At 67.5% G+C, this 12,808-nt stretch carries 9 protein-coding genes; 2 read left to right on the forward strand and 7 right to left on the reverse strand.

Going from position 1 to position 12,808, the window contains the following annotated elements; all coding sequences use genetic code 11:
- The first annotated feature begins 67 nt into the window (after positions 1 to 67).
- On the forward strand, positions 68 to 685 hold the full coding sequence (locus GTV32_RS00585; RefSeq protein ID WP_343287163.1) for a TetR/AcrR family transcriptional regulator: 618 nt from the start codon (positions 68 to 70) through the stop codon (positions 683 to 685).
- A 77-nt stretch (positions 686 to 762) separates the two neighbouring features.
- Here GTV32_RS00585 and GTV32_RS00590 read toward each other — a convergent pair whose 3' ends face one another.
- The gene (locus GTV32_RS00590) at positions 763 to 1,851 is read right to left on the reverse strand and encodes an NADH:flavin oxidoreductase/NADH oxidase (protein WP_161058508.1); all 1,089 of its coding nucleotides are present in this window, start codon (positions 1,849 to 1,851) and stop codon (positions 763 to 765) included.
- 72 nt (positions 1,852 to 1,923) lie between these two features.
- A complete protein-coding gene (locus GTV32_RS00595) occupies positions 1,924 to 5,139 on the reverse strand; it encodes a BTAD domain-containing putative transcriptional regulator (RefSeq protein ID WP_343287164.1) in 3,216 nt (1,071 codons plus the stop codon).
- 126 nt (positions 5,140 to 5,265) lie between these two features.
- Here GTV32_RS00595 and GTV32_RS00600 point away from each other — a divergent pair, with 126 nt between their 5' ends.
- Complete coding sequence (locus GTV32_RS00600; RefSeq protein WP_161058509.1) at positions 5,266 to 5,985, forward strand: hypothetical protein; 720 nt, start codon at positions 5,266 to 5,268, stop codon at positions 5,983 to 5,985.
- 92 nt (positions 5,986 to 6,077) lie between these two features.
- On the opposite strand, the gene GTV32_RS00605 is transcribed toward GTV32_RS00600, so the two are convergent.
- From GTV32_RS00605 to GTV32_RS00625, 5 genes are all read right to left on the reverse strand, one after another.
- Positions 6,078 to 7,223 (reverse strand): acyl-CoA dehydrogenase family protein, encoded by a 1,146-nt coding sequence (locus GTV32_RS00605; RefSeq protein WP_161058510.1) that lies wholly within the window; start codon positions 7,221 to 7,223, stop codon positions 6,078 to 6,080.
- A gap of 23 nt (positions 7,224 to 7,246) precedes the next feature.
- Entirely contained in the window at positions 7,247 to 8,482 is a 1,236-nt protein-coding gene (locus GTV32_RS00610) for an acyl-CoA dehydrogenase family protein (RefSeq protein WP_161058511.1), read from the reverse strand.
- Between the two features lie 168 nt (positions 8,483 to 8,650).
- Positions 8,651 to 8,947, reverse strand: a complete 297-nt coding sequence (locus GTV32_RS00615) for a YiaA/YiaB family inner membrane protein (protein ID WP_161058512.1) — start codon at positions 8,945 to 8,947, stop codon at positions 8,651 to 8,653.
- Between the two features lie 48 nt (positions 8,948 to 8,995).
- Positions 8,996 to 10,216: an AI-2E family transporter gene (locus tag GTV32_RS00620; protein WP_161058513.1), complete on the reverse strand. Its 1,221-nt coding sequence runs from the start codon at positions 10,214 to 10,216 to the stop codon at positions 8,996 to 8,998.
- 66 nt (positions 10,217 to 10,282) lie between these two features.
- A complete protein-coding gene (locus GTV32_RS00625; protein WP_161058514.1) occupies positions 10,283 to 12,670 on the reverse strand; it encodes an acetyl-CoA acetyltransferase in 2,388 nt (795 codons plus the stop codon).
- Positions 12,671 to 12,808: the final 138 nt, after the last annotated feature.

The raw sequence follows: 12,808 nt of genomic DNA on the forward strand, positions 1-12,808 counted from the left end.
GCGTACCGGGCTGACGGTACGCTCGCGTTCCGCGTCGCCGCAAGGGGTGGCGTCGTATGGTTGGAGGGTGTTCGAAGTTGCTGCGTCCGGCGCGAGATCGCGAATCAGCAGGTCGCCGGTCCGGCAACGACTGCTCGACGCCATGGCGTCGTGTCTGATGGAACGGGGATACCGGGAGACGACGGTCGCCGATGTCGTGCGGGTCGCCCGTACGTCGCGCCGGTCCTTCTACCAGGAGTTCACCGACAAGCAGGCATGTTTCGTCGACCTGCTGCAGACGACCAACGACAGCATGGTCGCTGCCATCGCGGAGGCCGTGGACCCGGCGGCGGAGTGGAAGACGCAGATCCGGCAGGCGGTCGAGGTGTACGTGTCGGTGACCGACGAGCATCCGGAAATCGCATGGAGCTGGATTCGTGAGCTGCCTGCGCTCGGTGAGTCGGCCCGGCGAGTTCAGGTCGAGGCGATGGAGTCGCTGATCGACGTGCTGGTGCCCCTGACCGACAATCCGCAGATGCGGTCGGCGGGTATCGCCCCGATGAGCCACGAGATCGGGGTGATGATCTGGGGTGGAATCCGCGAACTGGCAGCCTCGGCGCTGGAGGGTAACCGTTCACTGCAGACCATCGTCGAGCCTGCCGTCGCCGCGTGTATCGCGTTGGTGGGTGCGAACATCGAGGGTTGATCCGGTACCCGGGTCGTCCACGATGCAATCGAACCGCCACCGGACGGTCGGGCAGGCGCCGTGACACATCCACTGCCTCAGCGCCAGGCGCCCCGGGTGTACTGGTCGGGATAAGGGGCATCCTGTCTCGCGACACCGAGTTCGTGTGCGGCACGCAGCGGCCAGGCCGGCTCACGGAGCGCGGCCCGCGCCAGCAGCACGGCGCTGATGTCATCGTCTCCCGCAATCTTCTCGGCCTGATCGGGTTGGGTGATCAGTCCGACTGCGGCGGTGGCGATTCCCGAGTCACGGTGTACCGATCGCGCGAAATCCACCTGGTAGCCGGGTTCGACCGGGATGTCGGCGTGCACGTTGCCGCCGGTCGACACGTCGATCAGATCCACACCGCGGTCACCGAGCAGGCGGGCGAGTCGTCCGCTGTCGGCGGTGTCCCACCCGCCCTCGGTCCAGTCGGTGGCGGAGATGCGGACGAACAGCGGCTTGCTGTGGGGCCATACCTTCCGGACCGCTTCAACGACCTCGAGCACGATCCGGACCCGGTTGTCGAAATCACCGCCGTAGGCGTCCGCACGCTCGTTCGACAGGGGCGAGAGAAACTGATGGAGCAGATACCCATGCGCCGCATGGATCTCGACGACGTCGAAGCCGGCCGCGTCGGCCCTGCGCGCGGCGGCGGCGAACGCGTCGACCACCTCGGCGATCTGGTCGGTGCTCAGTGCGGCAGGTGGGACGAACCCGTCGAAGGCGATCGGTGAGGGGCCGACCGTGGTCCATCCGCCATCCGTCGCGGGCAGGCTGCCGGACTGATCGGCGAACGGCGAATACACGGACGCCTTGCGGCCGGCATGCGCGAGTTGCACACCGATCGCGGAGCCCTGGGTGTGTACGAAGTCGGTGATGCGCTGCCATGCGCCGGCCTGCACATCGTCCCAGAGTCCCGCGTCCTGGGCACTGATCCGGCCCTCCGGGGCCACGGCGGCAGCTTCGGTGAGTATGAGTCCGAAGCCACCCGTTGCCCGGGCACCGAGGTGTACGAGATGCCAGTCGGTGGGTACACCGTCACCGGCGAAGCAACTGTACTGACACATCGGGGCAAGCCAGATGCGGTTGGGGATCTCGAGATCACGAATGGTCAGCGGTCGGAACAGAGCGGGGACGGTGGTCACGTGACAAGGGAACGCCGGGACCCGGCCGAGAGATTCCCGCAGCGGCGCACCGATCGCTCGGTGTGCTGACGATCACGCCGTGGCGCCCGCCAGTTGGTCGAGGCGGCGTCGGGCGCGGGCCTCGTAGGGGAGCGCCCCCGCGTCACGCGCCACCCGCACCGCCTCGCGGAGGTCGGGGGTGCCGTCTCGCCCGAGGATCGAAGCCGCCGTGCCCCGGTACAACACCGCCGGTCCCAGGCACACCAGCCCCGGCCATTGGACGATGAGCCCCGACGACCAGTGGGTCACGAGGTGTTCGAGGCGGCGACAGATCTCGCGTGCCGCCATCGCGTGGTCACGACTTCTGGAGAGCGCGAAGAGGGTTTCGACGAGAAGGGGGACGCGCGCCACGACACGGGAACCGCTCCAGCTCGCCGCGTCGGACGTGAGCTCGGTGGCGAGACGGAGCGCGCGGTCGTGATCGCCGGCCTCGGCTGAACCGAGAGCGATCACGAGCGCGAAGTCGTCGTCGACCTCGTCGATCAGCGTGTCGAATTCCGGCAACATCGACGCGAGCTCGCCGTGGTGCCACGCCTCGATCGACCGACTCGTGGCCACCGATGCCTCGGCGAGCATCCGTGCACGTTCGGACAGGTCGCCGACGATGGCGGCGAATCGTTCGGTGAGCGCTCGACTCGCGGGGTAATCGCCGCGCAGGAGTGCGAGCATCACCTGCCACCACAACTGCATGGTGTGCAGATCCGTACCGTCGCGGCTGCCGACCGATCGTGCGAACTCGTGCGAGAGCCTGCGGGTCAACCGGAGATCGCCGGCTTCGAGGGCACACACGCGCTGCAGATGTAGTGCGGTCGCACGCCGGAGCACGTCTCCGCCAGACAACGTCTCGAGCGCCCCGGCGATCGTGCGTCTCTCCTCGAGAGTCGTCGGCTCCCATCTGAGCAGGAAGTCGGCGAGCGTGATCTCGTAGTCGACCGCGGCATCCGAACCGGTCGCGAGCTGGGCGGCGGCCAGTTGCTCCCGTGCACCCGGCATGCCCAGCACGGTCAGCCGTGCCGCCTCACCGGCCCGCAGGCGTGCGGCGACACGCGCGTCGAGTTCCTCGCTGTGTGCCAGCGCCTCTCGTACCAGTGGTGGATGCGTCGACTGGACCACACCGAACCCCGACCAGTAGCCCGCCACCCCCTGGGGAGATGACAGCAGCGCGGTGTCGGCGAGTGCAGACCAGTCCCGACGATGTCGACTCACCCGCGCGGCGGATTCGAATGCCTCTGTGGCCGTGTCGAAATCGCCGATCCGAGTAGCCGCCGACCCGGCGATCCGGTTGAGATCGACGACCAAGCCGTCGTCGTCGGGGCCCACCGCGAGACCGCGGCGGGCGAGTTCCAACGCTCGATGATCGGCGTCCGAATCGAGCGCCCTCTGTGCGGCATCCCGGCAACACCGCGCCGCGTATGCCGCGGAATGGTGGTCGTCGGCGGATTCGGCACGGTGTACGGCGATCGACTCCCGGTCCTCGGGGCAGGCGGTTTCGAGGGCGGCCGCGATAACGGCATGGGCACTGATGCGTTCGCTCCGGGAGGCCCTGGCGAGCGCTGCCTCACGCACCCGGTCGTGGGGAACGCAGAGTGTCCCGTCGGCGGAGACTTCGGCCAGTCCGAGGCTGCGCAACTCGTCCACGGTTGCCGGCCGTGCGCAGGCGAGCTCGGCGAGGACTCGCGGGCGTACCCGTCCGCCGGATGCCGCGAGGATCCTCATCAGCGTTTCTCCCTCGGTGGAGAGCTCATCGAGTCGTGCTGCCACCGCGGTGCGGACCGGATGTCGGAGATCCGGCGTGGCGCCCAGCGCCACCGCATCGCAGATCTGATTCGCGATGAGGGGGTTGCCGAAACCATGCGCGGCGAGTTCGTCACGATCGACCATCGGTGTGACGCCCAGGTTCTCGAATCTCCTGTCCACCACCAGACGAATCTCGGCGGTGGCGAGTTCGCCGAGCGTCAGCTCTGTCACGAGCCCGTGTCGGCGGAGCGCTGCACTGATGATCTGTGCGCATGGGTCCTCGGGGCTGCGGCCGGTGACCACCACGGTGACCGCCGCGCGTGGCATCCCGGACCACACGCGAGCCAGCAACCGGGCGGAGTCGACGTCGAGATGCTGCACATCGTCCAGCAGGAACACCGACCGCCCGTGGGCATGGATGTCGGACCATATCTGCGCGGACATGTCGTCGGCGACAGCACTCACTCCGATCGCCTCCGTGCGGCGGCCGAACAGCTCGTCGATCGCCGCAAACGCCCGGGCGTCACCGATCGGCCGACCGATGAACCGGCGTGCGATCGCCAGGTGACGGGCGACGAGATCCTCGGCGAGCGCTGTCTTCCCGATTCCCGACGCGCCGAATACCAGCGCTCCGGCGGGCCGTGCCGTGCCGGCGTCCCAGACCCGATCGAGGACGGCTGCCTCGGATGTCCTCCCGATGAGCGCGGGCCGACCGGAGACCGGGGCGGTGCTTCGGTCGCCGGCGGGGACGCGCGCCGGGGCGAGCAGTTCGGCTTCGAGCGCGACGGTGTCCGCGGACGGGTCGAGGCCGAGCTCGACGGACAGCGTTCGTCGCAACCGGCGGAGCGTGTCGATCGCGTCGACGGTACGGCCGTCGTCGCGTAGCGCACGCGCCAGAGTGCGGGCGGCACCTTCGCGGTACGGATGACGGGTACGCATCGGGGTCAGCATCGCGATGGCGCGTCGATGTTCGCCCAGCGCGCGGAAGGCTTCGGCCGCCGACTCGACCAGATCGGAACGCATCGCGTCCAGTCGCACGAGTTCTGGTTCGTAGTCGGCGATGTCGGCGATCTCGACCAGCGGGTCCCCCCGCCACAGATCGAGCGCCCGGCAGAGGAGCTCCGCACCCGCGGCCGGGTCGGACCGCAGCGCCTGCAGACCTTCCTGGGCGAGCTTGTCGAGGAGGTCGAGATCGGTGGCGGCACCGTCACATCGAAGGACGTAGCCGGCGGGTTCGGTGTCGATCCGCACCGATCCGGTCGGGGCGAGTTGTTTTCGGAGCCGAGAGATGTATCCCTGGAGGGTCCCGGCCGCAGAACGTGGCGGATGGCCGCGCCATAGTGCGTCGGCGATACGCTCCGGCGAGCACGGGCTGCGTTCGACGGTGAGGATGGTCAACAGCTCCGCATGTTTGCGAGCGGTCATCGGGATGAGGGTGCCGTCGGCCGCGGTGACCGACAGAGGGCCGAGAACCCGGACGGGGATGTGCGGATCGGAGACTTCCACGAACACCGTCCCGAGGGTTTCGGATCAGGCCGAGATCATCGAGAATCGGCCTGACCTGGTCCGATGTGGTGCCGGTATGCGCACCAGCCGGACACAAGGCTAACACCAGGCGGGCACGGAACGGTCGATGACATGACACAGACAATTCAGCCCCGAACGACACCGTACGGTGACTTCGCCGATGGGCCCGGCCCGTTCCGGTCCCCGAACTGGCCGACCCTTCGTCGGCTCACCGCGGGAGCGTTGATGGCAGGCGGCACGGCCTGCATCATCGGCGGCACGCTGCATCCGATCGTCGACGGCAAAGCGCACTCGGTCGCCGCACTCCAGGGGGCGGGTGCGCCGTGGGCGCAGGTTCTGCTGGCGCTCGGCACGACGCTGCTGCTGCTGGGTCTTCCAGGGATGTACGCCTGGCTGGCACCGCGCATCGGCATGGGCGGATTCGTGGGAGTCGTGGCCTATTTCGTCGGCAATCTGGTGACTGCCACCGGCCATCTCGTCGTCGAACTCTTTGTCGCCTACCCGTTTGCGCACAATCCGGAAACGGCAGACCTCATCGCCGGTGACGACTCGATGGTCGGGACGACCTCTGTCCAACTGCTCAACACCGTGGGCGGTGTGGTGATGCTCGTCGGCATGGGCCTCCTGGGCGCCAGCCTGATCCGCAACCATGCGGTCCCGACGTGGATCGGTGTGCTCGCGGTGGTCGGCATGGTCGGTTTCATGCTCCCGATTCCCGCGGTGGCAGGGATATCCGGATTCGTCTACGAGGCGCCACGCGGGATCGCGATCATCGCGATCGGCGTACTGATGCTGCAATCGAAACGGAGTCCTCGCTCACCACTCGCCTGACAACACCACCGCACGGCCGCTGCCCGAAACGGGTGGCGGCCGTGCGGTGGCGGTCGTCGACTTTGCCGGTTGCCCGGATGAGCGCCCGACGATCAGCTGCGCGTCACGGCGGCATAGCGCGCCACGTGCGCATCGGACGAGCCGAATTCGTACTCGATCGCGGTCAGCCGACGGAAGAAGTGGCCGATGGCCAACTCCTCGGTCATGCCCATGCCGCCATGGAGCTGAACGGCGTTCTGTCCGATGAAGCGGGCCGCACGACTGATCGTCACCTTGGCCGCCGACACCGCGGCCGCTCGCTCGGCCGCCGGCGCGTCGAGCGTGAGGATCGCGTAATACTGTGCGGCCACGGCCTGTTCGAGTTCGATGTACATGTCGACCATCCGGTGCTGCAGTGCCTGGAAGCTCCCGATCGGGGCCCCGAACTGCTGGCGCTGCTTCGCGTACTCGATCGTGTCGTCGAGGACCTTCCGCATCGCGCCGACCGCCTCGGAGACCACCGCCGCGGTCGCCTCGTCCCACGCCCGTTCGAGGAGGGGCAGTGCGGCCCCCTCCGGGCCGATGAGCGCACCGGCGTCGAGTCGAAGGTCGGTGAACGTCAGGTCGGCGGCCCGCCGATCATCGATCGTGCGGACCGTGTGCATGGTCATGCCGTCCGGGACGCCGTCGCCGAGCGCGACGAGGAACAGCGACAAGCCGTCCCGGTCACGGACGTCGCCCGCGGTCCGTGCCGTGATGATCAGGTGGTCGGCGATCGGCGCGGATGTCACCACTGCCTTGGCGCCGTTGAGGATCCAGCCGTCGTCGGACCGTTCTGCCCGGGTGGCGACGTGGTTGAGCATGCCGCCCGAGCCGTCTTCGATCGTGGCGAGTGCCGATACGCCGGTGCCTGCCGCGATCGTTGCGGCGGCGGCGAGTGCGTGCTCGTCGCCGGTACGTTCGAGCAGTCGGGCCCCGAGCACGACGGAATCGACGAACGGTTCGATGACCAGTGCATAGCCCAGCGCCTCGGTGACCACCATCAGTTCTTCCGGGCCGCCGTCGTCGCCGCCGACGGATTCGGGAAGACAGGCCCCGATGACGCCGAGTTCCTCGGCGAACGAACGCCAGATCTCGGGTTGCCAACCGGTGCCGACCTTGGCCGCGTCCCGGCTCGCCGTCAGGTCGTAGCGGGCGGCGAGGAACTTGGTGAGCCCGTCGCGAAGCAGTTGCTGTTCAGGGGTGAGTGTGAAATCCATGAGATGAGTTGCTCCGTTGCTTTCTAACCGAGGCCGAGTGCCGCTTTGGCGAGGATGTTGCGCTGGATCTCGTTGCTGCCCGCGTAGATCGATCCCGCCCGGTCGTTGAGGTAGTGCAGCGGCGCAACCGCCTGCCAGGTCTCCCCGCTGACATAGCCATCGGCAGGTGGCTCGTACTGCGCGATCGGGCCGCCGGGTACGGCGGCATGTGGCTGGTAGACGCGCCCGTGCGGGCCGGCCGCCTCGAGATCGAGTTCGGTGATGTGTTGGCTCAGTTCGGTTCCGAGGATCTTCAGCATCGACGCGACCGAGCCGGCATCCCCGCCTGAAGTCATCGCGGCGAGGGCGCGGTACTCGAGGATCTCGAGAACCTTGGCCCGGATCCGGGCGTCCGCGAGTTTTGCGGCAAACGCCGGCTCCTCGATGAGGGGTGCTCCCGACGGGCCGGTGACGGTGGCCGCGCGTTCGCCGATGTGTTCACACATGACCTGCAGCGCGGGCGCCACCGCGCCGCCGCCTCGTTCGAAGATCAGCAGGTACTTGGCGACGGTCCAGCCGTCGTCGATGGTGCCGAGCACGTTGGTCTTCGGCACCCGCACGCCGTCGAAGAACACCTGCGCCTGGATCTGTTCGCCGGACGCCATCACCAGCGGCTGGATCTCGATTCCCGGCGACCGCATGTCGATGAGCACGAACGTGATGCCCTGCTGCTTACGCTCCTGCCGAGACGTCCGGACCAGGCAGAAGATCCAGTTGGCCTCCGCGGCGTGGGTGGTCCAGATCTTGCTGCCGGTGACCACCAGGTCGTCACCGTCGCTCACCGCAGCCATCGACAACGACGCGAGATCGGAACCGGCCTCGGGCTCGGAGTAGCCCTGACAGAAGAACACGCTCCCGTCGAGGATGCCGGGCAGGAAGAAGTCCTTCTGCTCCTTGGTCCCGAACGCCATGATCGCGTGCGACACCATGCGAATACCCATGGGAGACAGGGCAGGAGCGCCGGCGAGGACGGACTCACGGCTGAAGATGTAGTGCTGGGTGAGGGTCCAGTCGCAGCCGCCGTACTCGACCGGCCATGCCGGCGCGGCCCACCCGCGCTCGTGCAGGATGGCCTGCCAGGCCATGGATGCCTCGTGATCGGAATACACACTGGTGCGCAAGCGGCCGGCGGCGCGCAACTCCGGCGTGAGATTGGCTTCGAGGAATTCGCGTACCTCGTCGCGGAATGCGATGTCGGCGTCCGACCACATCATGTCCATCGAAGTGTCACCCCTGTCTGCGGTGCACCACTCGGTGGGACCGCCTATCAGATATATGTTCTCAGTCGAATGTACGTGAGGCCACCGCGGGAGGAAAGCCCGGATGCCCGGATCGGATGCCACGACTCGCGGTGGGGCAATCGATCCGGGCGGCGGACGGGACGGGGGTCAGGCAACGCGGTTGAACGGATCGTGGTCGGCCATGATCTTGTCCATCCTGGCCTCGTCGAGCCGGGCACGGACCGTCGTCTGCTCTTGGCGATCACGGACCACCTTGGCGAGTGTGAACGTGCTCGATGTCAGGAACAGGAGAGTGATCGCGAGGAAGCCTCGTTGCCAGGGATCGAGGGGAAGGTAGAGGATGCCGACGATCGCGGTCGCAAGGCTCACCCCGAAGGCGATAGCGGCCTGGGCGTAGAACGCGGCGGTGGTGACGGTCTGGGGAAGTTCGTTTGAGGTGCTCATGCCGATCAGATTTCCAGCAGCCGACTCTCGGCGGATGCGGGTGACTACTCAGGTGGGCTGAGTAGTCCCGCGGGAATCGGCGCCGCCCGAGTTGTCGCCGCCCGAGTCGTCGCTGTCCGGTCCGCCTGAGCCACCTGCCGCCGTCGGCTCGGCCGGTGGGCCGCCGTTCGCCGGCGAGTCCGGTCCCACGACGGTGGTGGCGTCCTTGGGTGCACTCGACGCGAGCAGGACGTCGACCCAACGGGTGGAGGGGTCGATGTCGATCAACAGCGCCTTCGTCATCAGGGTGAGCGGTACCGCGAGGATCGCGCCGAGTGGCCCGATCACCCAGGCCCAGAAGACCAACGACAGGAAGGTGAGCGTGGTGGACAGGCCCACCGCGTCACCGACGAACTTCGGCTGGATCACCGATTGGATGACGATGTTGATCGCGCTGTAGACGACGATCACCAGCAGCATCTGTCCGACGCCGCCGTCGAGCAGGGCCAGAAGGGCGGGCGGGATCACGCCGATGACGAAACCGATGTTGGGTATGTAGTTGGTGATGAACGACAACAGGCCCCACAGGATGGGCAGCGGCACCCCGAGCAGCCACAGCGCGCCGGTGTCGAGGACCGCCACGATCAATCCGAACACCGTCGAGACCAGCAGGTAGCTGCGCGTCCCGCGTGCGAAACTGCTGAAAGCCGTTGCGATATCGGCTCGTTGGCCGCGTAGCACGTTGATTCGCTTGTCGAACGAGATGGCGTCCGCGGACATGAACAGCAGCACGGTGATCACCAGGATCAGCGCGGAGGCGACCGACACCGTGCTCTCGAGGACGTCGCCGACGTAGCCGATCGCCTTGCCCGGGTCGATGTGCGAGATCATGTTGTGGACTTGTTCCTGGCTCACCCCGTGGTCGGTGAGGAACTTCTGGAAGTTGTCGATCAGCTGCTGGAACTTGTCGGAGTACTCCGGCAGGATCGTCGCGAGCCTGGCGATGGAGAAGACCAGGGAACCGAAGAGCGCCAACAAGATCCCGTAGACGGCGAGCAGGGTCACGACAAAGGCGAGCCACGTCGGGCAGCCCTTGCGTCGCAGCCATGCTGGAAACGGCTGGACGGCGACGGTCAGCATCAGCGCGAGGAAAACCGGGCCCACGAGGCCGGAGACCGCCTTCATCCCGCCGACGGTGACGATCAGACCGGCGATCGACAGCAGCACAATCGTGCCGCGAGGCATCGACCAACCCTTCATCTGTTCGGCTTCGGGTTGCTCAACGGTCATTGCCAGCCTCTCGTCGGTCGGGGTGATCCTAACCCTCGATGAGCACTGACGCGTGCACGGCGACGCTCAGCGACCCGTCCACCGGGGTGGGCGTTTCGATACGAACGCCGTGATGCCCTCGATGGTGTCCTGGCTGACCAGCAGGCTGTCGAGGGCCGTCGATGTGGCGTCGATGGCGTCGACCTCGTCGGGGATCACCGATGCCGACTCCATCGCCCGCAACGATTCGCGCACCGATGTCGGTGAGCTCGTCAGCAATTCGTCGGCGACCGCGCGCGCCAGTGTCATCACCTTGCCCGCAGGCGCGATCCTGCTCACCAGCCCGGCGGCCAGTGCCTCGGAGGCATCGAGCCGGCGACCGGTGAGGATCATGTCGCGCGCCAGCGCGCCGCCGACGGCCGCGGGAAGCCGGACGAGTCCGCCGGCGACGGCCGCGAGCCCGACCTTGACCTCGGGCAATCCGAAGGTGGCTCGCTCGTCGGCCACCACGATGTGACACGCCAGTGCGATCTCGCATCCGCCACCGAGGGCGTAACCGTTCACCGCCGCGATGACCGGTTTGGGTCGATGACGTCGGGAGGTGAGACCGGCGAATCCGTTCTTCGGCACCTCGAGCCCCGCGCCGGACGTCTGTGCGAGGTCGTTGCCCGCGGAGAACGCCTTGTCGCCTGCGCCCGTCAGGATGGCAACCCACAGTTCCGGATCGGCGAAGTATGCGTCGAAGATCGCGTCGAGCTCGGCGTTGGCTGCCGGATTCAGCGCGTTGCGGGCGTCGGGGCGGTTGATGATGACCTCGAGGAGATGGCCGTCGCGGCGAATCTCGACGTGCTCGTACTGCTCGCGGAACGCCGGAGCGGTCGGCGGATGGCGGCGCACCATTGCTGCCCGGCTCGTGAAGACGCGGTTGCCGCTCGCCGACGATCGGACGTAGATGCCGGCACCCACCGGATCATCGGACGCGAGAACGCCGAACATCTCTTCGTCCTCGTCGTCGACGTTGGCGACGAACCGGCCCCCATCGGCCATCCGTCCGATCACGACACCCTTCCGGCGGCCGTCCTTGCCCGGGATCACGGTGAAGGTCTCGATGGTCGCGGGTCCGTCGGCGTAGTCGATGGGCCGGATCGTCGGTGCGTTGTCGACCACCTCCTGCAGACCGGCCGAATCAGCCCGAACCCACGCGGTGGGCCGCGTGCTGTAGACGCCCACCGACGTCTTGCTCAGGATGCCGCCGTTGGCGACGACGAGTGCGTAGGTCTCGGGCTCCGACCGCACCCGGTCCACCGCCTCGGCGATCGCGTGCAGCGAATAGTTGTTGCCCGGACCGCCGAAGAAGGGGAGGCCACCGGTGAGGGTGAGTCCGCGCGGATCGTCGGCGGCGATCCCGAGTGGGTCGATCACATTGGAGACCGCGATCGGGAAGCAGCTGTAGATGTCGAGGAAGGAGACGTCGTCGAGGCCGATCTCGGCGACGTCGAGGGCATGGCGGACGGCGGCCGCGGCGGATGGCGCCGTGCTGAGGTCGGGTCGTTTCATGAGGGTCTGCTCGCGAACATCGGCGTGCCCGTGCAGGAAGACCCACCGCGACGGGTCGACACCGAGCGCCCGGGCCTGGCCGACCGACATGACCACGGCGGCCGCGGCCTGGTTGACCTGGTCGCGCGCGACCAGCTGGCGCGTGAACGGATCTGCCACCACGCGGTTGTCGTCACCGACCGTGACCAGTTCGGACGCCGTACGTGCGGTGGGAGCCGCAGCGTGCGGATTGTCGGCCGCGACCTGCGAGAACGGTGCGAACAACTCGCCCATGGTGCGCGCGTACTCGTCTCGGCCGAGGCCGACACGATGCCGGCGCGCATTCTCGAGGACGGCGTACTGCGTCATCGGTGCGATGAGGCCGTGCCGCGCCTCCTGATGTGAGGTGAGGCCGGCGATCGCGTAACCACGATCCTCGAGTTGTCCTCCTACCTGCTCCGAGAGATCAGGACGCTCGTCTGCGGTCAAAGACGACATGAGATGCCGGACGGTCGACATGATCTCGGCACCGAAGATCACCACCGCGGTGGACCGTCCGGCCTGGATCTCGACCGAGAACTCGGTCAACAGACTCTGGGGGCTCTGCCCACCCGTGACCCCGACCACGGCGCGCCGGGGATCCATGCCGATTCGTTTGGCGACCGCACGCGGCATGTTGTCGGGGCGACCGAGAGGTGAGCTGGAGAGCGGACTCGACTCCTCGAAGGTCCGCACACCGACAACCGTGTCGATCTCGGCTGCGACGGACGGTGCCGCCACGCCGGAGTCGGACAGGGCCGCCTCGACGGCGCGGGCGGCGAGGTCGGCCTCGCTCACAGCCTCGTAGCCGGCGTCGGTCAGCCGCTCCGAGGCCTGGCCGACACCCACGATCACCGGGGTGTTCGGGTCGAGTTCGGACAGCGGTACAGATCGCGGCATCGGATGACCTTCCGGGACGACGGTCCATCTGACCATTGGTCGATGGCAGTGTGCTGGATCCATTAATCCACTCTCTGTCGTGTGCCGTCGCACCGACCCCCGAACATGTTCCAGCCGGTGACAGCGAGGGAATTACGC

This window comes from Gordonia sp. SID5947 (genome assembly GCF_009862785.1).
Taxonomy (GTDB): domain Bacteria; phylum Actinomycetota; class Actinomycetes; order Mycobacteriales; family Mycobacteriaceae; genus Gordonia.